21 protein-coding genes are annotated in these 23,713 nt (G+C 74.0%); 8 read left to right on the top strand and 13 right to left on the bottom strand.

Annotated elements, in window-relative coordinates; all coding sequences use genetic code 11:
* Positions 1-816, top strand: an 816-nt coding sequence (locus ACFWBB_RS39325) for a phosphopantetheine-binding protein (protein ID WP_385283051.1), incomplete at its 5' end; no start/stop codon positions are given.
* A gap of 22 nt (positions 817-838) precedes the next feature.
* Positions 839-1,585 (top strand): thioesterase II family protein, encoded by a 747-nt coding sequence (locus ACFWBB_RS39320; protein WP_385283048.1) that lies wholly within the window; start codon positions 839-841, stop codon positions 1,583-1,585.
* On the opposite strand, the gene ACFWBB_RS39315 is transcribed toward ACFWBB_RS39320, so the two are convergent.
* Positions 1,499-2,161, bottom strand: a complete 663-nt coding sequence (locus tag ACFWBB_RS39315) for a TetR/AcrR family transcriptional regulator (protein ID WP_385283046.1) — start codon at positions 2,159-2,161, stop codon at positions 1,499-1,501. The two genes, ACFWBB_RS39320 and ACFWBB_RS39315, sit on opposite strands and share 87 nt — an antisense overlap.
* Before the next feature lie 188 nt (positions 2,162-2,349).
* Here ACFWBB_RS39315 and ACFWBB_RS39310 point away from each other — a divergent pair, with 188 nt between their 5' ends.
* Together ACFWBB_RS39310 and ACFWBB_RS39305 are read left to right on the top strand one after the other, a co-directional pair.
* Entirely contained in the window at positions 2,350-3,855 is a 1,506-nt protein-coding gene (locus tag ACFWBB_RS39310) for an MFS transporter (protein WP_385283043.1), read from the top strand.
* Positions 3,856-4,162: 307 nt separating this feature from the next.
* On the top strand, positions 4,163-4,663 hold the full coding sequence (locus ACFWBB_RS39305; protein WP_385283040.1) for a hypothetical protein: 501 nt from the start codon (positions 4,163-4,165) through the stop codon (positions 4,661-4,663).
* Positions 4,664-5,256: 593 nt separating this feature from the next.
* On the opposite strand, the gene ACFWBB_RS39300 is transcribed toward ACFWBB_RS39305, so the two are convergent.
* Genes ACFWBB_RS39300 through ACFWBB_RS39275 form a run of 6 tightly spaced genes read right to left on the bottom strand, consistent with a single transcriptional unit; the run spans position 5,257 to position 14,165 of the window.
* Positions 5,257-10,164: a type I polyketide synthase gene (locus ACFWBB_RS39300; protein ID WP_385283038.1), complete on the bottom strand. Its 4,908-nt coding sequence runs from the start codon at positions 10,162-10,164 to the stop codon at positions 5,257-5,259.
* Complete coding sequence (locus tag ACFWBB_RS39295) at positions 10,161-10,859, bottom strand: O-methyltransferase (RefSeq protein ID WP_385283035.1); 699 nt, start codon at positions 10,857-10,859, stop codon at positions 10,161-10,163. The genes ACFWBB_RS39300 and ACFWBB_RS39295 overlap by 4 nt, the downstream gene beginning before the upstream one ends.
* A 1-nt stretch (position 10,860) precedes the next feature.
* Positions 10,861-11,937: an HAD-IIIC family phosphatase gene (locus ACFWBB_RS39290; RefSeq protein WP_385283032.1), complete on the bottom strand. Its 1,077-nt coding sequence runs from the start codon at positions 11,935-11,937 to the stop codon at positions 10,861-10,863.
* Positions 11,934-13,052 carry an acyl-CoA dehydrogenase family protein gene (locus ACFWBB_RS39285; RefSeq protein WP_385283030.1) on the bottom strand — a complete coding sequence of 373 codons (1,119 nt, stop codon included), beginning with the start codon at positions 13,050-13,052 and terminating at the stop codon, positions 11,934-11,936. Before ACFWBB_RS39285 ends, ACFWBB_RS39290 begins: the two co-directional genes overlap by 4 nt.
* On the bottom strand, positions 13,045-13,314 hold the full coding sequence (locus ACFWBB_RS39280; protein ID WP_385283027.1) for an acyl carrier protein: 270 nt from the start codon (positions 13,312-13,314) through the stop codon (positions 13,045-13,047). The genes ACFWBB_RS39285 and ACFWBB_RS39280 overlap by 8 nt, the downstream gene beginning before the upstream one ends.
* Positions 13,311-14,165 (bottom strand): 3-hydroxyacyl-CoA dehydrogenase family protein, encoded by an 855-nt coding sequence (locus tag ACFWBB_RS39275; protein WP_385283024.1) that lies wholly within the window; start codon positions 14,163-14,165, stop codon positions 13,311-13,313. Before ACFWBB_RS39275 ends, ACFWBB_RS39280 begins: the two co-directional genes overlap by 4 nt.
* A 534-nt stretch (positions 14,166-14,699) precedes the next feature.
* On the opposite strand from ACFWBB_RS39275, the gene ACFWBB_RS39270 reads away from it, so the two are divergent.
* The 4 genes from ACFWBB_RS39270 (at position 14,700) to ACFWBB_RS39255 (ending at position 18,101) form a co-directional block, all read left to right on the top strand.
* The gene (locus tag ACFWBB_RS39270; protein WP_385283021.1) at positions 14,700-15,791 is read left to right on the top strand and encodes a ScyD/ScyE family protein; all 1,092 of its coding nucleotides are present in this window, start codon (positions 14,700-14,702) and stop codon (positions 15,789-15,791) included.
* 148 nt (positions 15,792-15,939) lie between these two features.
* Positions 15,940-16,515: a carboxymuconolactone decarboxylase family protein gene (locus ACFWBB_RS39265; protein ID WP_385283018.1), complete on the top strand. Its 576-nt coding sequence runs from the start codon at positions 15,940-15,942 to the stop codon at positions 16,513-16,515.
* A gap of 25 nt (positions 16,516-16,540) precedes the next feature.
* Positions 16,541-17,407 (top strand): RNA polymerase sigma-70 factor, encoded by an 867-nt coding sequence (locus tag ACFWBB_RS39260; protein WP_385283053.1) that lies wholly within the window; start codon positions 16,541-16,543, stop codon positions 17,405-17,407.
* Positions 17,408-17,537: 130 nt separating this feature from the next.
* On the top strand, positions 17,538-18,101 hold the full coding sequence (locus ACFWBB_RS39255; RefSeq protein ID WP_385283015.1) for a nuclear transport factor 2 family protein: 564 nt from the start codon (positions 17,538-17,540) through the stop codon (positions 18,099-18,101).
* A gap of 22 nt (positions 18,102-18,123) precedes the next feature.
* Here ACFWBB_RS39255 and ACFWBB_RS39250 read toward each other — a convergent pair whose 3' ends face one another.
* The 6 genes from ACFWBB_RS39250 to ACFWBB_RS39225 form a co-directional block, all read right to left on the bottom strand.
* Positions 18,124-19,506, bottom strand: a complete 1,383-nt coding sequence (locus ACFWBB_RS39250) for an alkaline phosphatase family protein (protein WP_385283012.1) — start codon at positions 19,504-19,506, stop codon at positions 18,124-18,126.
* The gene (gene eboE, locus ACFWBB_RS39245; protein WP_385283009.1) at positions 19,503-20,672 is read right to left on the bottom strand and encodes a metabolite traffic protein EboE; all 1,170 of its coding nucleotides are present in this window, start codon (positions 20,670-20,672) and stop codon (positions 19,503-19,505) included. Before eboE ends, ACFWBB_RS39250 begins: the two co-directional genes overlap by 4 nt.
* Before the next feature lie 3 nt (positions 20,673-20,675).
* Positions 20,676-21,524 (bottom strand): TatD family hydrolase, encoded by an 849-nt coding sequence (locus ACFWBB_RS39240; protein WP_385283007.1) that lies wholly within the window; start codon positions 21,522-21,524, stop codon positions 20,676-20,678.
* Positions 21,524-22,144, bottom strand: a complete 621-nt coding sequence (locus ACFWBB_RS39235) for an EboA domain-containing protein (protein ID WP_385283004.1) — start codon at positions 22,142-22,144, stop codon at positions 21,524-21,526. The genes ACFWBB_RS39240 and ACFWBB_RS39235 overlap by 1 nt, the downstream gene beginning before the upstream one ends.
* Before the next feature lie 14 nt (positions 22,145-22,158).
* Positions 22,159-23,052 (bottom strand): sugar phosphate isomerase/epimerase family protein, encoded by an 894-nt coding sequence (locus ACFWBB_RS39230; protein ID WP_385283001.1) that lies wholly within the window; start codon positions 23,050-23,052, stop codon positions 22,159-22,161.
* A partial coding sequence (locus ACFWBB_RS39225; RefSeq protein WP_385282998.1) for a prenyltransferase occupies positions 23,049-23,713 on the bottom strand: 665 nt, incomplete at its 5' end. The genes ACFWBB_RS39225 and ACFWBB_RS39230, both read right to left, overlap by 4 nt.

The following is a 23,713-nucleotide window of genomic DNA, read 5'->3' as shown; positions in this document are numbered from 1 at the left end:
TGGGTGCGTCAGGTGCGTTGCCCGGTCCGTTTCGCCGACGCGGTGGGTGTCCTGTCCGGTGAGGGTGTGACGGGGTGTGTGGAGGTGGGCCCCGACGCGGTGCTGACGCCGATGGCCGAGCCGGCCGCGGCCGAGGGCACACGGCTCGTGGCACTGCAGCGCCGCGACCGCACGAGCGTCCAGGCCCTGCTGACCGGTCTCGGTGAACTGTGGACGGCCGGCACACCCGTCGACTGGAACGCCCTGTTCGCACTCCACGGCGGCCAGGCGGCCGACCTGCCCACCTACGCCTTCCAGCACCGCCCGTACTGGCTGGACCAGGTCGCCGGCGCATCGGTCGTGGGCAGGACGGCGGAGGCCTTCTGGGCGGCGGCGCGTGCGGGCGATGCCGGCGCCGCGGCCGAGGCGCTGCACCTGCCCGCCGAGTCCTCGCTCGCGGACATCGTCGCCGCCCTGGCGGCCGGCGCCGCCGCGCCGGCCCCCGGGGAGCCTGCGGCCTCCGGCGCGCCGGAGAACACGGCGGAGCCCGCGGCACTGCTGAAGGAGCGGTTCGCGAAGGCGCCGGACGGGGAGCGGCACGCCCTCGTGCTCGAGGTGGTGCGGGCCGAGGCCGCCGCCGTCCTGGCGCTGGGGTCCGCGGAGGAACTCGACCCGCGCGAGGAACTCCTGGACCTCGGCTTCTCCTCGCTCATGGCCGTCGAACTGCGCAACCACCTGGGCGCGGTCACCGGGATCCCGGTGCCGCCGACCCTGGTCTACGACTATCCCTCCGCCTATGACGTCGCGACGTTCCTGTGCGACGCGCTCGCCGCCTGAGAACCTGAGAAGGAGCACCCCCGTGACGAACGCCGTGCAGCAGTCGGCCTGGATCCGCCGCTTCCGTGAAGCGCCCGAGGCCCCGGTCCGGCTTGTCTGCCTGCCGCACGCCGGCGGCTCCGCGACCTTCTTCTTCCCGCTCGCGGAGGAGCTCAGCCCGCAGGTCGAAGTGCTCGCGGTGCAGTACCCCGGGCGCCAGGACCGCTACCGCGAACCCTGCGTGAACGACATGACGGAGCTGGTGGAGCGGACACTGGAGGCACTGCTGCCGTGGACCGGCCGGCCGCTGGCGCTGCTCGGGCACAGCATGGGCGCGACGGTCGCCTTCGAGGTGGCCCGGCGCATGGAGGCCGAGGGCATCGCGCCGCGGGCCCTGCTGGCGTCCGGCCGGCGGGCGCCCACCTGCGCGCCCGGCACCGGCATCGCCGCGCTGGACGACCGCTCGCTCCTGGCCGAACTGGAGCTGCTGCACGGCACGGACGCCCGCCTCTTCGAGGACGAGGAGCTGCTGCGCATGGTCATGCCGGCGATCCGCAGCGACTACGAGGCGCTGGAGGGCTACCGCTACCAGCCGGGCCCCGCGCTGGCCTGCCCCGTCGTGGCACTGGCAGGCGACAGCGACCGCAGGGTGAGCCTGGAGCAGGCCCGCGCCTGGTCCGACGTGGCCGACGCCGCCTTCGAGCTACGGGTGTTCGGCGGCGGGCACTTCTTCCTGAGCGAGCGGACCACCGAGGTCGCCGACGTGGTCAGGGGCGTGCTCGGGTGCTGACCTGGCAGGCGGATCGATCAGGTCGCAGGCGATGTCCAGCGCCGCGCTGATCAGCTCGTCGCCGCCGTCCTGCGCGCGCTCGGCCTCGTCACCGGCCATGTGCAGGGCGGCGATGGCCAGGCGCACGCGCAGGGAGGCGGCCGGGTCGCTCGCGCCGCCGGTCAGCACGCCCGGCCCGGTCAGCAGGTCGAAGAGCGTGACGATGTGACCGCGGACCTCGGCCGCCAGCGGCGTGTCCTGCAGCGAGGGCTCGTTCTCCTGCAGCAGCCGGGCCGCGGCCGTGATGCCGCTCGCCGTCAGCTCGGCGTAGCGCCTGAGCAGTTCGCGCCGGGTCTGCGGTCCCCCGGGCTGCTGTTTGCCCCAGTCGATGAGCTCGGCGACCGAGGTCGAGAAGTCGCCCAGGACGGCGGCGAGGATCTCTTCCTTGGACTTGTAGTGGTAGTAGAGGGCGGCCTTGGTGATGTCCAGCTTCTCCGCGATCATGCGCAGCGACGTGCCCTCGTAGCCGTACTCGGCGAAGAGCCGGAGGGCGACGCGCTGCGCGCGCTCACGCGTGTCGGTACGTCGGCCTGCCATGGAAGTCCTTCCTTCGCCCTCGTCTGCGCCCGAAGCCTACGGTCCACCGTCGCCGGCGCCGCACCTCACTTCATTGCTTGCCGATCGGCAGGCAATGGGCTACGTTGTCGGTGGCTTCAACTTTACCTGCCGACAGGTAATGAATGTGGGGTTTCCGCCCCCCGATCCCGAGAAGGTGTCATTCCGCGATGACCAAGACCGAGAAGTCAGCGGGGGCTCCGGCTGTCGACCCTGCCCGGCTGCACGCCCGCCGCTGGTGGGGACTGGCAGCCATCGCGCTCTCCCAGTTAATGATCACGCTGGACACGACGATCGTGACCATCGCGCTGCCCACCGCGCAGCAGGACCTGGGCATGTCCGACGCGAACCGGCAGTGGGTGGTGACGGCCTACACCCTGGCCTTCGGCGGGCTGCTCCTGCTCGGCGGGCGCATCGCCGACCGCATGGGCCGCAAGCGCACCCTCGTCACCGGCGTCATCGGATTCGCCGTGGTGTCGGGCATCGGCGGCATGGCCCAGTCCGGCTGGATGCTGATCGGCGCCCGCGCCGGGCAGGGCGTGTTCGCGGCCCTGCTGGCCCCCTCGACCCTGGCACTGCTGGTGACGATGTTCCCCGAGCAGGCCGAGCGGGCCAAGGCCATCGGCATCTACACCGCCGTACTGACCGCGGGCGGCGGACTCGGCCTGGTCGGCGGCGGCCTGATCACCAGTTACCTGGACTGGCGCTGGTGCATGTACGTCAACATCCCGATCGCCGTGCTCGCCACGTTCGGCGCGCTCGCCACCCTGCCGGCCCCGCCCGGCAGGGCGGACGCCAAGATGGACGTCTTCGGCGCCATCACCGGCTGCGGCGGCATCGCGGCCCTGGTCTACGGGTTCTCCGAAGCCGGCGAGCGCGGCTGGGAGGCCGGCCGGGTGTCCGTCTCACTGACCCTGGCCGCCGTCCTGCTGCTGGTGTTCGTCATCCTGCAGGCCCGGCTGCGCAGCCCGCTGCTCCCGCTGCGGATCGTGACCGACCGCAACCGGGGCATGGCCTTCGCCACCGTCGCGCTGGCCACGCTGGGACTGTTCGGCGTGTTCTTGTTCCTCACCTACCAACTGCAGGCCGTGATGGGCTACTCCGCGGTCAAGACCGGCGTCGCGCTGCTCCCGCTGGTCGCGATGAACGTCACGGGCGCGACCCAGATCTCCAGCCGGCTGCTGCCCAAGCTGCCGCCCCGGATGCTGATCGTGCCCGGACTCCTCGCCGCGGCCGCCTCGCTCGCCATCCTCACCCGGCTCACCCCCGACAGCTCCTACGCCGCGGTCATCCTTCCGGCCGAGATGCTGCTCGGGCTCGGCATCGGCACCCTGTTCGTGCCCACCGTGGCGGTGGCGACCAGCGGCGTCGACCCGCACGACGGCGGCGTCGCCTCCGCGACCGTCAACACCGCCCAGCAGGTGGGCGCTTCGATCGGCACCGCGCTGCTCAACACCATCGCGGCCAACGCCACCGCCGCCTACCTGAGCGACCACCACGGCGGCAGCGTCCTGCGCGACGCCACCGTCCACGGCTACTCCGTCGCCGCGACCTGGGCACTGGGCATCATGCTCGGCACCGCGCTGCTCGTGGCGGTGTTCATCAACACCGACCCGCGCAAGAGCGCGCCGGCCAGGACACCGGCCGAACCCGCCGGCGTCGGCGCCCGAAAGTAGCCCCAGCCCCCGGCCCCTTCCCGGACCCCGGCCCCCCGGACCCCGCCGCTCCCGCGACGGGGTCCGGGGGGCCGCGTTTCTGCACTTCGCCACCGGGCCCGTGGACAGCCACCCTGCCCTGCGCGCTCGCGGACACCCCGATCGACGCGGAGGACGCGGCGGGTGTGGCGGGTGCTGGAGGACCGGCTGACTGCCGGACTCGTCGGACTCGTCGGACGGCCCCGGAGCCGGCCCCGTCCTTCACCCATGCCGGTGATGATCAGCGAGGCGGCCCCACCGCCACGCCTGGCGCCGTCACCCTGGGGACATGCGCCGCCCGCTCTCTCTCGCCGCCGTCCTGGCCTGCGTCCTGCTCGCCGGAGGCTGCGTCGCCGTTCCCGCCGGCGCTCCGGCGCCGACCCCGCGCATGGAGGCGGCCGCCGCCCGCACGCCGTCCCCGCTGCCACCGGCGACCCAGGCCTCCGCCCGCACCGCCCTCGTCACCACCACCGCCGCCGAGGCGGCGGCGAAGCGGCACGCGGACCGCCCTACCGCGCAGCGGCGTTCCCCGGGTCCCGCCGGGCGGGAGCGCGCCCGCACCCCGGCGGCGCGGCAGCCGCACAGGGCCGCGCGTCCCGCGCCGCCCCGTCCCGCGCCGCCGCGCACCCGCCATCACAGCGCCGCCCCGGCCGCGCCCCGCGACCGGCCGGCGCGGCCGCGTACCGCCCAGCCGCAGTCCACCTACGACCTGCGCACCGTGTGCGGCTGGGCCCATCAGGTCCCCGCGCCGTCGGGGGCGGCCTCCCTCTGTGACTCCTACGTGCGCTGAACCGCCCGGCATCCGGGCCCGGGGAGCGCTTCCTGGAGCGGCGGGCCGACGAGCCCGACCGCTGCCCCGGACCCGGATGCGGTCCTCACCGGGTGGCCGGCCGCGGTCCGGGTCCGTCCCGCGACGGACATGGAGGTGCGGGGCCGTGCCTGGGACGAGGACACCCGCTACCGCTACGGCCCTGCCTCGCCGGGACCGACGCCCCGCCTTGGGTGCCAGGACCCCGTCGTACCGGGCCCCCGTCATACCGGGCCCTGGCGTACCGGGCCCTGGCGTACCGGGTACGCGGGCGCACCGGCCGTACCGCGCACCGGCCGTACGGTGCACCCGCCGTACCGCGCGTCCGGCGCGTCCGGCGCGTCCGGCGCGTCCGCGCACCCGCCGTACCGCGCGTCCGGCGCGTCCGGCGTACCGCGCACCCGCCGTACCGCGCACCGGCCGTACCGCCCCCCGTGCATCCGCCGTACCGCCCCCCGCGTCCGGCGCGTCCGGCGTACCGCGCACCCGCCGTACCGCGCACCCCGGCGCGCATCGCAGCGCCCGGCCGGGGGAGCCCGGCCGGGCGCTGTCGTGTGTGTTTTCCGGCGGTCCGGTCAGTCGGCGGCGCGCAGCGCCATCGCGACCAGTTCGTCGGCGTCCATCGACTCGATGCCGTCCATCGAGTCGATGGTGACGGTGCCGGGCGTGTCGCCCGCGCCGGCCGCGCCGGCCGGGCCGGCCGGGGCCGGGTGGGCGGCTGCCGGGCTGTGGCTCTGCGCGAGTGCGCGCAGGTGGCCGAGGAGGTCCGAACTCTCCAGCCGTTCGCGGGGGATGGCCGCCAGCAGGGTGCGGATCTCCTCGTCCGGCCCGCCGCCGTCCGCGCCGGACAGCTCCGTGTGCAGGAACTGCGCCACGGCCCTGGGCGTGGGACGGTCGAAGACCAGCGTCGTGGGCAGCGGCAGTCCGCACAGGCGGCGCAGCCGGTTGCGCAGCTCCACCGCGGTCAGGGAGTCGAAGCCGAGATCCTTGAACGCCTGCCCCGGCGCGATCCCCTCCGGGCCGGAGTGGCCCAGCGTGGCCGCCGCCTGGACCCGCACGAGCTCCAGGAGCCTGCGCTCGCGGGCGGCCGGGGACAGCCCCGCCAGCTCGCCGCGCAGGGCGCCCTCGTCCCCGCCGGCCGCGTCGTCGGCGTCCAGCGCGAGCCGGACCTCGTCGATCTCCTCGATCAGCGGACGCGGACGGGCCATGGTGAAGCCGGGCACGAACAGCGACCAGTCCATGTTGCTGACCGTCAGGCAGCTCTCCTGGTGCTCGACCGCCTGCCACAGCGCGGTCAGGGCCGGCTCCGGTGCCATCTCCAGCAGGCCACGGCGGCGGAAGTGCTCCGTGAAGGAGCCGCCGGCGGCCATGCCCTCCCCGGCCCAGGCACCCCAGGCCACCGACGTGGCCGCCACCCCCTGGGCCCGCAGCCGTTCGGCCAGGGCGTCCAGGAAGCTGTTGGCCGCCGCGTAGCCGGCCTGGTTGCCGCTGCCCCAGGTCGCCGAGATCGACGAGAACAGCACGAACGCGTCGAGGCCGGCGGGATCGACCAGCTCGGCGAGGTTGACGGCGCCCGCCACCTTGGCGGCCACGACGTCGGACCAGCTGCTCACGTCGGCCTCGGCCAGCGGGCTCCACTCGCCCACGCCCGCCGCGTGCACCACCGTGCGCACGATGGAACCGTCCGCGGTGAGCGCGGACACCAGCTCCGCCACCGCCGCGCGGTCGGCCACGTCGCAGGCGGCGATCGTCACCCGCGCGCCGAGCGCCTCGAGTTCGCCGCGCAGCGCCTGAGCGCCGGCCGCGCCGGGACCCCGGCGGCCGGTCAGCACCACGTGCTCGGCCCCGCCGGCGGCGAGCCGGCGGGCCACCTGCGCGCCGAGCGCACCGGTACCCCCGGTGACCAGCGCGATGCCGCGCGGGCGCCACGGCCTGCCCGGCGTCCGTCCGGCCAGCGGCGCCCTGACCAGCCGTCGCACGAACGTGCCCGCGGGACGCACCGCCACCTGGTCCTCCGGGCCGCCCAGCGCCTGGGCCAGCCGCCGCCCGCTCTCCTCGGTGACCGCTCCCGCGACATCGATCAGGCCGCCCCACCGCTCCGGATGCTCCAGAGCGACGACCCGGCCCAGACCCCAGATCTGGGCCTGCGCCGGCGCGGCCGGCCCGTCGGGTCCGCCGGTGGACACCGCCCCGTACGTCAGGCACCACAGCGGCGCCGTGACCTTGATGTCTCCCAGCTCCTGCACCAGGGCCGCGGTCGCCGCGAGGCCCGCCGACACCTCCGGGACCCGGCCGTAGGGACGCTTGTCGAGGGCGAGCAGCGACAGCACGCCGGCCGCCGTCTCCAGCCCGTCGGGCAGGACGGCGCCGCGCTCGGCGGCGGCCGCGTCCACCACGATCCGTACGGGCTCGGCGCCGTGCGCGGTCAGCGCCCGCTCGGCGAGCAGCGTCAGCGAGTCCTCCTCGTAGCCCTGCGGAATCACCAGCGGCCAGCTGCCGCGCAGCCGCGGCGGCGCGGTGTGTGCGGCGGGACGCCAGGTCACCCGGTAGCGCCAGGAGTCGACGGCGGAGTCCTCCCGGCGGCGCTCGCGCCAGGAACGCAGCGCGGGCACCACCGTGTCCAGGGCGCCCTCCTCGAGTCCCAGGGCGCGCGAGAGCACCGGCAGATCGGCGTGCTCCACCGCCGTCCAGAACGTGGTGTCGCCGTCCGGGGCGCGCCGGGCCGGCGGCTCGACCCAGTACCGGCGCCGCTGGAAGCCGTAGGTCGGCAGCTCGGCGCGCTCACCGCCGCTGCCCTCGTGCACCGCCGGCCAGTGGGGGGACACCCCGTGGACGTGCGCCTGCGCCATGGACAGCAAGAACCGCTCCCAGCCGCCCGAGCCGCGCCGCAGGGTGTCCACGACGACGACCTCCGCGGCCGCGTCCTCGGCGGTCTCACGCACCGAGTTCGTCAGCACCGGATGCGGACTGACCTCGATGAACGTGCGGTGTCCTGCGTCCAGCAGCGAGCGCACCGCGGCCTCGAACTCCACCGGCCGGCGGATGTTGCCGTACCAGTAGGCGGCATCGAGGCGGCCCTGCTCCAGCAGGCCGCCGTGCACGGTGGAGTAGAAGGGCACCTCCAGCGGCCGGGGTTCGACCGCCGCCAGCTCCTGCAGCAGCTCCTGCTCGAAGGGGTCCACCTGGGGTGAGTGGCCGGCGACGTCCGCGCCGGGGATCTGCCACCGGCGCGCCCCCTGCGCGGACAGCGTCGCCCCCAGTTCGGCCAGCGCCCCGGGGTCCCCGGACACCGTCACCGTGGCCGGCCCGTTCACCGCGGCCACGCCGATGCGGTCGCTCCAGGGCTCGATCCAGGCGCGCACCTGCTCGGCGGGCGCCATCACCGACAGCATCGCGCCCTGCCCGGCCAGCCGCCGCCACAGCCTGCTGCGGACCGCGACGACCCGGGCGGCGTCCCGCAGGGACAGCCCGCCGGCCACATGGGCCGCCGCGACCTCGCCCTGCGAGTGCCCCACCACGGCGGCGGGCTCCACGCCGTAGGAGCGCCACAGCCGTGCCAGCGACACGATCACCGTGAACAGCACCGGCTGGGCCACGTCCACCCGCTCCATCGAGGGCGCGCCCTCGGCCCCGGTCAGGACGTCCAGGACGGACCAGTCCAGGAAGGCGGACAGGGCCTCGTCGCATGCGCGCGCCGAGTCCGCGAACACCTGTGACTGCGTGAGGAGTTCCGCGCCCATGCGCGGCCACTGCGCCCCCTGGCCGGGGAAGACGAAGACGGGGGCGCCGGTGGTGGTGACGCTGCCCGTCGCCAGGCGGGGCAGCGGCCGGTCCTCGGCCAGGGCGTCCAGGCCGGCCAGGAGTTCGTCCCGGTCGCCCGCCACGACGACGGCGCGGTGCTCGAGGGCGGCCCGGGCCGACGTCGAGGACAGCGCCAGGCCGGCCGGCGTGAGGCCGGGCCGCGCGGCCAGGTGGTCCCGCCAGCGCACGGCCTGCGCCCGCAGCGCGGCCGCGTCGGTGCCGGACAGCGCCACCGGCACGTGCGGTGCGCGCGGCCCGTCCACCGGCGGGGCCTTTTCGGCCTGCTGCGGTGCGGGCGGCGCCTCCTCCAGGATCACGTGCGCGTTGGTGCCGCTGATGCCGAACGAGGACACGCCGGCCCGGCGCACCCGCTCACCGGCCGGCCAGGGCACCGGATCGGTCAGCAGCCGCACCCCGCCGCCCGACCAGTCGACGTGCCCGGTCGGCTCGCTCACGTGCAGGGTCCTGGGCAGGACGCCGTGCCGCAGCGCCAGCACCATCTTGATCACCGAGCCGACCCCGGCCGCCGCCTGGGTGTGCCCGATGTTCGACTTCAGCGAGCCCAGCCACAACGGCCGTCCGGCGGGCCGGTTCTGCCCGTACGTCGCCAGCAGCGCCTGTGCCTCGATGGGGTCGCCCAGCGAGGTGCCCGTGCCGTGCGCGTCGACGGCGTCCACCTCATCCGCGCCGAGCCGGGCGCTGCGCAGCGCCTGGCGGATCACCCGCTGCTGCGCCGGGCCGCTCGGCGCGCTCAGCCCGTTGCTGGCGCCGTCCTGGTTGGCGGCCGAGCCGCGCAGGACGGCCAGCACCGGATGCCCGAGCTCGCGGGCCACCGACAGGCGCTCCACCAGCAGCACGCCCACGCCCTCACCCCAGTTGGTGCCGTCGGCGTCCGCGGAGAACGCCTTGCACCGGCCGCTGGGGGAGAGCACCCGCTGCCGGCTGAGCTCGACGAAGCCGCCGGGTGAGGACATCACCGCCACCCCGCCGACCAGCGCCATCGTGCACTCGCCGCGGCGCAGCGCCTGCGCGGCCAGATGCAGGGAGACCAGCGAGGAGGAGCACGCCGTGTCGATGGTCAGGGCCGGGCCCTCGAGCCCCAGGAAGTAGGAGACCCGCCCCGAGGCGACGCTGATCGTGTTGCCGGTGAGCAGATGCCCCTCGACCTCCCGCGCGCTCTCGTACAGGCGCGGACCGTACTCCTGGGCGATGACACCGAAGTAGACGCCGGTCGGGCTGCCCTTGAGCGTGTGCGGGTCGATGCCGGCCCGCTCGACCGCCTCCCAGGACGCCTCCAGGAGCAGGCGCTGCTGCGGGTCCATCGCGCTCGCCTCGCGCGGGGACACCCCGAAGAACGCGGCGTCGAAGGTGTCGGCGTCGTAGAGGAAGCCGCCCTCGCGGACATAGCTCTTGCCCGACGCCGAGGCGTCCGGGTCGTACAGGCCCGCCAGGTCCCAGCCGCGGTTGGCGGGGAAGCCGGCGATCGCGTCGGTGCCCCCCTCGAGCAGCTGCCACAGCTCCTCGGGGGAGGTGACACCGCCGGGAAAACGGCAGGACATGGAGACGATCGCGATGGGCTCGCTGTCGCGCGCCTCGCGCGCCTCGAGTTCGGAGCGGGTGCGGCGCAGGTCCGCCGTCGCCCGCTTGAGATAGTCGCGCAGCTTGTCCTCGGCGGCGGTCATCGGCGCTCCTGCCCGCTCGGGCGGCTCTCGCCGGACTTCTTGCGGGCCAGGGTGATGCCGTCGGCCACCGGGAGCATGGACAGATCGATCCGGTCGTCGTCCAGCAGGGCCGCGTTCAGTTCCCGCACGGCGACGGTGTCGGCGTCCTGCGCCGCGGGATCGACGACCCGCCCGAAGAAGAGCGTGTTGTCCAGCACGATCAGCCCGCCGGGGCGCAGCAGGTCCAGGGCGGCCTCGTAGTACGCCGGATAGCCGGCCTTGTCGGCGTCGATGAACGCGAAGTCGAAGGCCGCGGGCCCTTCCTCGGCCCGCAGCTTGGCCAGGGTCTCGCGCGCGTCGCCGATCCGCACCTCGATGCGGCCGGCCACCTGTGCCTCGCGCCAGAACGGCGCCCCGATGCCGGGCCACTTCTCGCTGATGTCACAGGTGACCAGGCGGCCGTGGGCCGGCAGCGCGCGGGCCATGGACAGGGCGCTGTAGCCGGTGAAGGTGCCGATGTCGAGCACCCGGGCCGCGCCGCTCAGGGCGACCAGCAGGGCCAGGAACTGGCCCTGCTCGGGCGTGACCTGCAGGGCCTGCGCCGCGGGGAGCCCGGCGGTCTGTGCGCGCAGCCGGCGTGCGATGTCGTCCTCGCGCAGCGAACTGCGCGCTACGTACTCAAGCAGTGCGGGTGTGCTCTCGAGCTGCTGGGCCATGTCAGGCTTCTCCCGCCACGAGGTCCGGTGCGACCAGCCGCAGGGTGGTGGGCGCACCCTTGTCGGTGGGTTTGAGGTGCAGCCGCTGGATGGTGCCGCCGTCCGCCGCGGCGGGCACGTCCTGCGTGCAGCCGCAGCTCTCGTCGGTGAACCCGGCGAACCGGTAGGCGATCTCCATCATCCGGTTGCGGTCGGTCCTGCGGAAATCCGCGCTCAGATGGACGCCGGCGCGCGCCGCCTGGCTCTGCAGCCAGTTCAGCAGGACGGTGCCGGCCCCGAAGGAGACCACCCGGCACGAGGTGGCGAGCAGCTTCAGATGCCACCGCGAGGGGTGCTTCTCCAGCAGGACGATGCCGACCGCGCCGTGCGGGCCGAAGCGGTCGGTGAGCGTGCACACCAGGACCTCGTGGCCGTCGTCGGCGAGCAGGGCACGCAGCTGCGCGTCGCCGTAGTGGACGCCGGTGGCGTTCATCTGGCTGGTGCGCAGGGTCAGTTCCTCGACCCGGGACAGTTCCTCCTCGCCGGCCCGGCCGATGCGCATGACCAGGTCCAGCGAGCGCAGGAAGTCCTCGTCCGGGCCGGTGAACTGCGCCCGCGTGGCGTCGCGTTCGAACCCCGCCCGGTACATCTGCCGGCGCCTGCGCGAGTCGACCGTCACCGTGGGGGGACTGAACTCGGCCAGCGCGCCGAGCGCGCCGGCCTGCTCGGCGCCGTAGCAGCGCACCTCGGGCAGATGGAAGGTGACCTCCGCCCGCTCGGCGGGCTGGTCGTCGATGAAGGCGATGGCCGAGAGCGCGAAGTTCAGCCGCCCGGCGATCTCCTTGACCGACTGCGACTTGGGCCCCCAGCCGATCTGCGGCAGCACGAAGTACTCGGCGACGCCCAGCTCCTCGAGCCGCCGCCAGGCCGGGTCGTGATCGTTCTTGCTCGACACCGACTGCAGGATGCCGCGGGAGTCCAGCTCCCTGACGGTCTCCAGGACGCCGGGCAGCAGCCCCACCTCGCCGTCCTCCAGCAGCGTGCCGTCCCACACCGTGTTGTCCAGGTCCCAGACCAGGCACTTCACCAAGGCCGTCATGCCCACTCCGCCACTGCGTGGTCGGCCAGGATCAACTGGCATATCTCGTTGGTTCCCTCGATGATCTCCATCAGCTTGGCGTCGCGGTACGCGCGCGCGGCGACCGCGCCGTCCTGGGCGCCCGCGGACGCCATCAGCTGCACGGTCGTCGCGGCCGCCCGCGCCGCGTGCGTGGCGCTGATGTGCTTGGCGGCGACGCTCTTGACGAACATCTCCGGCGCCCCCTCGTCGCGGGCCCGGCTCGCCGCCGCGCAGGCCTGCGCGGCGACCTGCTCGGCCACCACCAGGTCCGCCAGGTGGCGCGCCACCAGCTGGTGTTCGGCCAGCTTGCGGCCGAACTGGCGCCGGGAGGTGGTGTGCCGGGCGGCGCTCTGCAGACAGGCGCGCAGGATGCCCACGCACCCCCAGGCCACCGAGATCCGGCCGTAGGTCAAAGCCGCGGTCACCAGCATGGGCAGGGACTGGCCCGGCCCGCCCAGGACCTGGTCGGCCGGGACCCGGACCGAGGAGAACTCGATGTCCGCGTGGCCCGCCGCCCGGCACCCGAGCGGATCGGCCACCGGCTCGATCCGCACACCCGGGGCGTCGGACGGCACCACGACAGCGGCCGCGCCCTCCCCGTAGCGGCCGAACACGATGAGGAGATCCGCGTAACGGCCCACGGTGATCCACTTCTTGCGGCCGTCGATGACGACATCGCCGCCCTCGGCACGGATCGTCGTGGAGATGGCGTTCAGGTCACTGCCCGCACCCGGTTCGCTGAACGCGACGGCGGCCAGTTCACCACCGGTCAGCCGGGGCAGCACGGCCTGGCGCTGGCTCGCGGTGCCCAGGCGCTGAACGCTCCACGCCGCCATGCCCTGAGAGGTCATGACACTGCGCAGCGAACTGCACAGGCTCCCCACATGGGCGGTGAACTCGCCGTTGGCCGCGCTGCTCAGAGCGTGCCCGCCGAACTCGCGGGGCACCTCCGCGCACAGCACACCCGAGGCACTGCACTTCCTGAGCACGTCGTCGGGGAGCACCCCGGCCCTGTCCCATTCGCCCGCCTGGTCCCCGACGAGGTCGGCGACGGTGCGGGCCAGTTCGTCCGTGCCGGCGGCCGGCTCACTCATCGCTGCCGCCCGTCCCCCGCAGACGGCTGACCAGAGCGGTCATCGTCCGCACCGTACGGAAGTGGTCGATCATGAGGTCGGGGCCGGTGATGGTGATCTCGAAGGTCTTCTCCAGATGCACCACGAGCTCCATGGCGAACAGGGAGGAGACCCCTCCGGTGGCGAAGAGGTCGACGTCGGGCTCCCACGACGTCTTCGTCCTTTCCTGCAGAAAGGCCTGAATGGATTCTTCGACCGTGACGGCGTCGGACGAGGTAGTCATGACAGGGGTTCTCCGTACTCGTAGAAACCGCGACCGCTCTTGCGGCCGTGGTGGCCGGTTCGTACCTTTTCGAGGAGCAGATCGCAGGGACGGCACCCCTCGTCCCCGGTGCGCTCGTGCAGCACCCACAGGGAGTCGACGAGGTTGTCGATCCCGATCAGGTCGGCGGTGCGCAGCGGGCCCGTACGGTGACCGAGACAGCCCTGCATGAGCGTGTCGACCGCCTCGGCGCTCGCGGTGCCCTCCTGCACGACCCGGGCGGCGTCATTGATCATGGGATGCAGGACGCGGCTCGTCACAAAACCCGGGGCGTCGTTGACGACCACCGGCTGCCTGCCGAGCGCGGTGAGCACCGCCCGCACACCGGCGAGCGCGGCGTCACCGGTGCGCCGGCCCCGGATGACCTCCGCCGTGCGGATGAGGTAGGCCGGATTCATGAAGTGGGTGCCGATCAGGTCCTGCGGGCGCGCCACCGCGTCCGCCATCTCGTCGACGGGGAACGACGAGGTGTTGGTCACCACCACCGTGCCCGCACGCACCAGGGCGGACGCCTCGGCGAGCACCTTGGCCTTGACGTCGGGGAGTTCGGTGACCGCCTCGATCACCGCGGTGCTGCCGGCCACCGCGTCCAGCGTCACGTCCGTGGTGAGCCGGCCCGGCGTGCGCCCGCGGGGCAGCTCACCCATCATCTGGGCCATGCGCAGCTGCTGTCCGACCCTGGCCCGGGCCCGTTCCAGGTGGGCCTGGTCGACGTCGACCAGCAGGACCGGGACTCCGTGCCCCAGCGCCAGGGTGGTCACACCGGTGCCCATGACACCGGCACCGATCACAGAAAGTCGAATGCCTTCCACCGAGCCTCCGCAGCGTTTGTCGAGTAACCCGTCCGACCGCGCGGAAAGACGACGGGAATTACCACATCGCCCTTGAGCGAATCGGTGCCGAATGAGAAAGTGCCACGATCGTTTGCGATCCTCGCGATTCGTTGACGTGAAAACCAGCCCCTAGGGCCCCTATGAATGCCCCTAGGGGGACGGTCCGCCGCTCCGGGCGCGCCCGCGGACACCCGCACCCGCCCCCACCCGCACCTCCAGGCTGGAGAGTTGCTAGAGAACTGCTGCACGACACCGCCCGCGGCCGCCCGTGGAATTCTTGAGTCCGGGTTCATTCCCCACCTGCGTACAGCCTGCTGAAAGCGCTGATTCCCGCCCGGGCGGGGGACACGCAAGCGCGCCGGTCTCCGATGTTGCACACTGCGTTCCGGTCGACTTCACGTCTATGGTGACGCCGATTGCATTCGCCCCTGACGGCGGGGGATAGCCACATTGAGGAGAGTCATGTCTGGTGCGAGAAAGTCTTGGGCGGGGGCCTTTGTGGCAATGGCGGTCGTGAGCACCGTCACGGCGGCCGCGATACCGAGCCAGGCGACCACCGCGGCGGGCGCCGCCGTGGTCGTGGCGAACGACCTGCACAATCCGCGCTCGGTGCGGATCCAGAGCGACGGCTCGCTCGTGGTCGCCGAGGCCGGCAGCGGCCCGGCCACCCCGTGCGCCCCGCCGCCGGCCGGCGAGCGCAACCGGTGCCTGGGCTTCAGCGGCTCCCTCTACCGGGTCGCCGGCTCCACCAAGGGCCGCGTCGTGACCGGTCTGCCCTCCGAGCAGATCAACCAGAACTACGGCACCAGCGTCCTCACCCGCATCGCCGGAGCGGTCCAGGCCGAGTCCGCCGGCAGCACCTACCGCGTCAGCTACGGCCTGAGCGGCCTGCCCGCGGAGCGCATCTCCCTGGGCGCGGGCAGCGACCCGCTCGGCACGCTGAGCACGGCCAAGGGCAAGGTCCTGGGCGACCTCGCGGCGCACGAGGCCGCCAACGACCCCGACTCCGTCAACGGCAACAGCGAGGTCTTCTCCAACCCCTGGGGCTTCGCCCGGGACGGCAAGGACCACCTGGTCACCGACGCCGGCGCCAACGACCTCATCCGGGTGCACGCCGACGGCACCACCACCACCGAGTTCGTCTTCCCCAACAACACCCTGCCGGCCGCCTCCGGCGTCCACACCGCGACCCCGGCCGGCCAGTACCAGGCCGTGCCCACCGGCATCGTGCGCGACCGCGACGGCACCTTCTACATCGCCGACATGAGCGGCATGGTCGAGGGCATCAGCCGGGTGTGGCGCTACGCGCCCGGCAGCGCGCCCACCGTCTTCGTCACCGGCCTGACCGACGTCATCGACCTCGCCCTCGACCCGCACGGCGACCTGATCGCCCTGTCCTACGGCTCCGGCCTGGGAAGCGCCCCGGGCCCCGGCGCACTGACCCGGATCGACAAGAAGAGCGGCGCCGTCACCGCGATCGACACCGGCACCACCTCGCTGAACCAGCCCACGGGCCTGGCCGTCAACGCCTGGGGCGACATCTACGTCACCAACAACACGCAGAGCACCACCGCCGGTGAGCTGCTGAAGTTCCCGGCCCGCTGAGGCGCGCCCACCAGCCGCACCGCACACCGCGCCCGCCGCCGCCCCGGCGGGCGTCCGCCGGCCCACGAAGGTGGCTGTCACACTCGCGGGCCCGGCGGTGTCTTCATGTCGAACCGGCCGACGAGGCCCCTGCAACAAGGAGAACACCATGACCCCGCGTATCCCCAAGGCCGAGCTCCCCGCCGAGATGAAGGAGGCTCTGATCAAGCAGCTCGGTTCCGTGCCCGAGCCCGTCGAGGTGGTGTTCAACAACCCCGCCGTCGCCACCTCCAACCTGGAGTTCTCGGCGAAGGCGGCCGCATGGGACGCGGTCGACGAGGGCCTCAAGACGTTCGCCCACATGGCGGTGGCCGCACAGGTCGGCTGCAGCTGGTGCCTGGACATCAACTACTTCGCGGCCCTGAACCAGAACCTCGACCTGGACAAGGCCAGCCAGGTGCCCAACTGGCGTGACTCCGAGGCGTTCACCCCGCTGGAGCGCGAGGTGATGGAGTACTCCGAGGCCATGACGAACACACCGCCGACCGTCACCGACGAGCTGTCGGCGAGCCTGCTCAAGGAGCTCGGCCCGGCCGGCCTGGTCGAGCTCACCGTGTTCATCGGCTTCGCCAACCTGTCGACCCGGGTCAACACCGCGCACGGGATCACCTCGCAGGGCTACTCCGAGGCCTGCCAGATCCCGCTGGCCAAGCGGCCCCAGACGTCGGCGTCCGGCGTTGCCTGAGCACACCACCGGCGAGAGCCACGCCCTGGCCGAGGACCCGTTCGTCGCCCACCGCAGCCTGCTGTTCACCGTCGCCTACGAGATGCTCGGCTCGGCGGCCGACGCCGAGGACGTGCTGCAGGAGACCTGGCTGCGCTGGGCCGACGTCGACCGCTCCCAGGTGCGCGAGCCCCGCGCCTACCTCGTACGGGCCGTCACCCGCCAGTCCCTCAACCGGCTGCGCACCCTGTCGCGCAGCCGGGAGGACTACGTCGGCGAATGGCTCCCCGAGCCGCTGCTGACCAGCCCCGACGTGGCCGACGACGTCGAACTCGCGGAAAGCGTCTCGATCGCGATGCTGACCGTGCTGGAGACGCTCGGCCCGGCGGAGCGGGCGGTGTTCGTACTGCGCGAGGTCTTCGACATGCCCTACGGGGAGATCGCCGAGACCGTGGGGAAGTCCCCGGCCGCGGTGCGCCAGATCGCACGGCGGGCCCGCGAGCACGTGGCCGCCCGCCGGCCCCGGGTACAGGTGAGCCTCTCGGAACAGCAGGTCGTGGTGGAGCGGTTCCTGGCCGCGCTGCGCACCGGCCGGCTGCAGGATCTGCTGGAGGTCATGGCACCCGACGTCGTCCTGGTCGCCGACGGGGGCGGGCTGGTCTCCGCCGCCCTGGTGCCGATCCACGGGGCCGACGCGGTGGCGCCGGTGCTCGCCCGCGCCAACCGGGTGGTCCAGGCGCTCGAGGCGACCACCGTGTGGCTCAACGGCGCGCCCGCGGGCCGCATCGAGTTCGACGGCGAACCGGCCGCGGTGAGCCTGGAGGTGCAGGACGGTCGCGTCACCCGGATCTACGTCGTGCGCAACCCCCACAAGCTGACCCGCCTGGACGAACTGGCCGAACTGGCCCGGTAGTCCGGCTCCCCGGCAAGGCGTCCTCACCCGGTCCGGGCGGTGTCCACCGCCCGGACCGGCCCCTTCCCCCACCCCGGGTGCGCCCGGCCCGGCCCCGGCCCGCCCCCCCGCTGCGAAACGGCAAGGACACATGGACACCACCGACACCACCGACACCACCGACACCCCCGTGCACACCGGCCCCGGGCCCCGTCCCGTCCCGGGCTGGGCCACCGCCGCCGGCCTGCTCGCCCTCACCCCCGCCGGCAGCCACCCCGCCCAGGGCCCCGCCCAGGACCGCGACCAGGTACTGGACCGCCTCCTGATCGCCGAGCGCATCGCCCGCTACGGCTGGGCCTACGACGAACGCGACCAGGACGCCCTCGCCGGCTGCTTCACCGCCGACGCCACCTGGCGCGGCACCGTCATGGGCGAGATCGACATCCCCACCAGGCACGGAGCCGACACCATCGCCGCCCAGGAGGCCGCACTCTGGCCCCAGCAGGGCGACCAGCGCCGCCACCTGTTCACCAACCACGTCATCGACCTGGCCGGCGACCGGGCCACCGCGCACGCCTACATGATCCAGCTGCGCATCCGCGACGCCGCCTCCGCCCTGGCCGTCTCCGGCGCCTACCGCTTCCACCTGCGCCGCGAGACCGGCCGCGGCTGGCTCATCGACAGCCTCACCGCCGCCCTGGACAACCTGACCTGAGCGGCGCCCGCCCGCCGCGGGCTCACCCGAGCCCCGCCAGCCGCAGCAGCAAGGACTTCACCTGCGTGGCGGCGAGCGTCCCGCCGACCTGCCCCGGGCGCGAGCACAGCAGAACCGGTCCGTCCTGCGGGCGCCCGGGAAGCCTGCCGTGGCTGCCGCGCACCGGGGCCCCGTCCAGCGGCACGACATCCATCCGGTAGCGCATGCCGAGCTTCTTGGCGGCCAGCGCCCTGGCCGCCCGGACCTTCACATACGGATCCAGCGGATCCATGAACAGCTCGGCGGGGTCGTAGCCGGGCTTGCGGTGGATCTCCACCAGCCGCGCGAAGTCGGGGGCGCGGGCGTCGTCGAGCCAGTAGTAGTACGTGAACCAGGCGTCCGGCTCCGCCACCGCGACCAGTTCACCCGAACGCGGGTGGTCCAGGCCGTACCCCTTCTTGCCCTCGTCGCCCAGGAGTTCACCCACACCGGCGACGCCTTCGAGGACCTCCCGCACCCCGGCCACGTCCTGCGGCCGGCGCACATACACGTGCGCGAGCTGGTGGTCGGCGACCGCGAAGGCACGCGAGGCCATGGTGTCCAGGTACTCCATGCCGTCCTGGGTGTGCACCTCGAGGTAACCGGCACGGCGCAGCACCCGGTTGAGGTCGACGGGCCTGCTGACCTCGGTGATGCCGTACTCCGACAGCACCACCACGGTGCGTCCCTCGGCGTCGGCCTCCTCCAGCAGCGGGGCCAGCGCCGCGTCCAGCTCCGCGGCGGCCCGCAGCGAGCGCGGGTCCTTGGGGCCGAAGCGCTGCAGGTCGTAGTCGAGGTGCGGCACATAGCACAGCGTCAGGTCGGGACGGCGGGTGCGGTTGAGGTGCCGGGCCGCATCGATGATCCACTTGCTGGACACCAGGCCCGCGCCGGGCCCCCAGAACTGGAACAGCGGGAACGTGCCCAGCAGGGCGTGCAGTTCGTCGTGCAGGGCCGGCGGGCGGGTGTAGCAGTCGGGCTCCTTGCGGCCGTCGGCGTAGTAGACCGGCCGGGGCGTGACCGTGTAATCGGTGTCCGCACCCATCGCATACCACCAGCAGACGTTGGCGACCGTGTAGCCGGGGTACGCCCGGCGGGCGGCGTCCCACAGCCGGTCCCCCTCGACGAGCCCGTTGTGCTGGCGCCACAGCAGGACCTCGCCGAGCTCACGGAAGTACCAGCCGTTGCCCACGATGCCGTGCTCGGCGGGCAGCGTGCCGGTCAGGAACGTCGACTGGGCGCTGCAGGTCACCGCAGGCAGCACGGTGCCCAGGGCGGCGCGCGAGCCGCGCCCGGCGAGCTCCTTCAGCCGCGGCATGTGCTCGAGCAGCGCGGGCGTCAGACCCACCACATCCAGCACGAGCAGGGGCGTGGGGGCGGTGCTCAATGCTGCTCCTTGAGTCCGAGGTCGGTCAGCAGGTCCCGCACCAGCCGCAGTTCGGCGGCGATGCCGTCGGCGAGCTGCGCATCCGTTGCCGGACGCGCCCCGGCCGGCAGGGCCTGCCAGGTGTAGGTCTCCACCTCCAGGTGACGGCTCACCGCCGTGGGCCCGCCGACCACCGCGGCGAGCGTCTCGCGCAGCACGTCCAGGGTGGAGGAAAGCGGCGGGGCGGGCGGGGCGTGCAGCGGCACATGGAAGTGGGCGCGCCAGGGCACCGTGTCCGGCAGCGCGCCGCCCGCCAGCGCCTCACCGAGGTCGTCGGTGGCATACAGGGTCCCCCCGGACCGGGCCCGGGTCTGGTGCAGAAAACGCGGCTCGTCGAACGCGGCGAGCGCCGAACGCACCGCCGGGTCCTGGGGGTCACCGGCGTGCAGCGCCGCGGACAGCTGCACCTTGAGCACCTCCACGCCCGCACCCTCGAGCCCCGCCAGGGCCGCCGCGGGCTCCTCGAAAGAGGTCGCCAGGTGGCAGGTGTCCAGACACAGGCCGATCCGGTGGCCGGGCAGGGCGGACAGCGGGGCGAGCGCGTCGGCGGTGCTCTCCACCGCGCAGCCGGGCTCCGGCTCCAGGGCGACCCGGATCGAGCGGCCCGTCTCCTGCTCCACATGGTCCAGACGCCGCGCCAGTTCGGCCAGCGCCCGGTGCGCCGACCCGGCCGCGGCCTCGTCGAAGCCGGTGCGCCAGGCCAGCGGCAGGGTGGAGACGGTGCCCTCGCCGACGTCCGCCGGCAGCAGCCCGGCAAGCAGCCGGGCCAGGTCACTGGTGTACTCCAAGCGCCGAGGGTCGCTCCAGTCGGGCCGGTAGACCCGGTACTTGACCTCCTCGGCGCCGAAGCCCCGGTAGGGAAAGCCGTTGAGGGTGACCACCTCCAGGCCGCGCCGGTCCAGCTCGCCGCGCAGCTCACGCAGCGCGCCGGGGCCGGCGTTCAGGGCGCGCACCGCGTCGCGGGCCAGCCACAGCCCCACACCCAGACGCTCGGCGCCCAGACGGCGCCTCACCGGTTCGCAGTACGCGCCGAGCTGGGCGATCACCCCGTCCAGGGTCTCGGCCGGATGGACGTTGGTGCAGTACGCCAGGTGCACGGTCGAGCCGTCGGGATGTGTGAAGCGCATGGCTCATTCGCCCCCGCGCAACACGGAGTTGCCCTCGTGCAGCGCCCCGGGCCCGGCCGGCTCCAGGACCAGCCGGCCGCTCTGGGCGTAGAACGCCACGGGGTTGTGCCACAGCACCCGGTCCACGTCGTCCTGGCCGAAGCCGGCGGCGAGCATCGCCCCGGCGACCTTGCGGGTCTTGAGCGGATCACTTCTGCCCCAGTCCGCGGCCGAGTTGACCAGCACCCGCTCGCATCCGTACTCCCGCAGCACGGCGACCATGCGGTGCTCGTCCATCTTGGTGTCCGGGTAGACGGAGAAACCCAGCCAGGCACCGGAGTCCTTGGCCTCGGCGACCGTCGTCTCGTTGAGGTGGTCGACCAGGACCTGCTCGACGGACAGCTTCGACTCGGCCACCACGTCGAGGGTGCGGCGCAGGCCGGCGCGCTTGTCGCGGTGCGGGGTGTGCACCAGCGCGGGCAGCCCGTGTTCGGCGGCGAGTTCGAGCTGCGCGGCCAGCGCCCTGTCCTCGGCCGGCGTCATGGAGTCGTAGCCGATCTCACCGACCGCGACCACGCCGTCCTTGAGCAGATAGCGCGGCAGTTCCTCCAGCACGGGCACACAGCGCGGGTCGTTGGCCTCCTTGGGGTTCAGTGCCAGCGCGCAGTGGTGGGCGATCTTGTACTGCGCCGCCCTGAACGGCTCCCAGCCCAGCAGCGCGTCGAAGTAGTCCAGGAACGACTGGGGCGAGGTGCGCGGCTGGCCGAGCCAGAAGGCGGGTTCGACCAGCGCGCGCACTCCGGCCGCGTACATCGCCTGGTAGTCGTCGGTGGTGCGCGAGGTCATGTGGATGTGCGGGTCGAAGATGCGCATCAGGCTTCCTTGGCGGTCAGGGCGAGGGCCCGGTCGAGGTCATCGGGGACGGGCCGCCCCGCGGCGGTGCGCTCCGCGGCGAAGTCGCCGAGCATGCGGGCGAGTTCGCCGTCGCCGCGGGCCCGCTCGGCCAGGGCGGCGACGGCGGCCAGGGGCACCCCGGTGAACAGGCACTTGAGAACGGCGTGGCGCCAGGCGTGGGCACTCAGGTGCGCGGCGGCCGGGCTTGCGACGGCCGCGGCGACGAGCCGGGTGTCGTTGGTGCGCAGCGCGTCCTCGATCAGTGACACGCCCTCGTGCGGGGCGAGCGGGAGGTGCGGCAGCGCCAGCAGGACCGCACGTCGTTCCGCGCCGCTTCCCCGCTCGTACCCCCGGCTCACCGCGGCCGCGCCGGGGCGGGCGGTGCGCAACAGCAGCACCCGCACCGCCTCCGCCGCCTGCGGGGAGCCGCAGACCCGCCCGGCCGCCGAGAACCGCAGCTCCCACCGCGGTATGTCCCCGCGCGCCGGGACGTGCGGGGCGGGGCGGGCGGCCTCGCTCGCCCCGGCGAGCGCCTCCTCGAGCCAGGCGGCGGCCTCGGGGCCCAGGCGGGCCGGCAGTTCCTCGCCAGTGATCAGCATGTGCGGGTCTCTCCCTACGCGGACGGTGCCGCGAAGGCGGCAATGGATGCGCGGTGGGCGCGCGGGAGTGCGGCGAGCTGCGCGCGCAGGAACGTGATGGAGGAGCGGGCGAGTTCGGGCCCGGCGTGCGAGTGGCGGGGCAGTTCGACCACGGCCAGCCCCTGGTAGCCGGTGGCGTCGAGCGCGGCGAGCACGGACGGGAAGTCGATCTCGCCGTTGCCGAAGGGCAGGTGTTCGTGCACCCCGCGCCGCATGTCCTCGATCTGCACGTGCCGCAGCCAGGGAGCGGCGGCCCGCACGCAGTCGGCCGGCGTCATCGCCTCCAGGCACTGGCAGTGGCCGATGTCGAGGGTGAGGCCGAGCAGCGGATGCTCGCCCAGGAGCGCGCGCAGCCGGTGGAAGTCGGCGAGCGACTCGATGAGGTGACCGGGTTCGGGCTCCACGGCGAGCGGCACGCCGGCCCCGGCCGCGGCGTCCAGGACCGGGCCCAGGGAGTCGGCGAGCAGTTCCCAGGCGGCGTTCTCGCCGGTGACGACGGAGCGCACGCCGCTGAAGCAGTGCACCGCGTGGGCGCCGAGGTCGGCTGCCACCTGCACCGCGGTGACGAGCAGCGCGGTGCGCGCCGCGCGCGCCTCGGGCTCCGGCTCGATCAGGCTGGGTGCGTGCTTGCGGCGCGGGTCCAGGACGTAGCGGGCGCCGGTCTCGACGGTGACCGACAGGCCGAGCGCCTCCAGCCGGCGGGCGACCTGGGCGGTCCGGGCGGCGAGCCGGGGGGCGAGCGGGTCGAGGTGCATGTGGTCCAGGGTCAGGCCGACTCCGTCGTAGCCGAGTTCGGCCAGGACCGCGAGGGCGTCCTCGAGCCGCAGGTCGGTCAGGCCGTTCGTGCCGTAGCCGAGACGGATGCTCACGTGGGGCTCACCTTCCGGGCCAGCCGGCCGGCCACCGGCACCAGCGCGCTCAGCAGCGCGGCGCAGGCGAGCGCGCCGGAGCGGGCCGCCAGGGCCGCCTGGAGCGGGATCATCGCGCGGATGCCGCCGCCGACGGCCCGCTGGGTCAGCGGCGGCGACGGGTTGAGCGCGGCATGCAGATAGGGCCGGGCGGCCGTCGCCACGTAGGCGCCGGCCAGGACGCGGCGGGCGAACACCCGGGACGCCTGCGCGGGCGGGTACTCGCGGGCGGCCCGCACGCCGCGTCCGGTCCGCCCGGCGCCGGCCAGCGCGCCGAGGGCGGCCGTCGCACCGAGCGCGGCGAGCGGCGCGACGCTCGAACCGCCCCGGGTCTCGTTGCGCGAGACCGCGGTGAGCGCGTAGGTGTGGGCGCCGAGCGCGGCGGCGGGCAGCAGGGCGCGGCGCACCGCCGAAGCCGCCGCGCCCCGGGCGGGCGAGCCCGGCGCGCCGTCGTGGGAGCCGGCCGTCCCCACCGCCCCCAGGAGCAGGTCGAGGCCGCGGGCGGCGGCCATCGCCGCCGGGCCCGCCGCGGTGTGCTTGAGCCGCAGGTCGTACGCCCACACGGTGGCGGCCAGGGCGGTGGCGGCGGCCGCGGCGGGGCGGCCCGCGCCGCGCGCGAGGC

The sequence above is a fragment of the Streptomyces sp. NPDC060000 genome (assembly GCF_042737375.1).
Classification (GTDB): domain Bacteria; phylum Actinomycetota; class Actinomycetes; order Streptomycetales; family Streptomycetaceae; genus Streptomyces.
The sequence above is the reverse complement of the archived record's forward strand: the minus strand, read 5'-3'. Positions and strand labels throughout refer to the sequence as shown.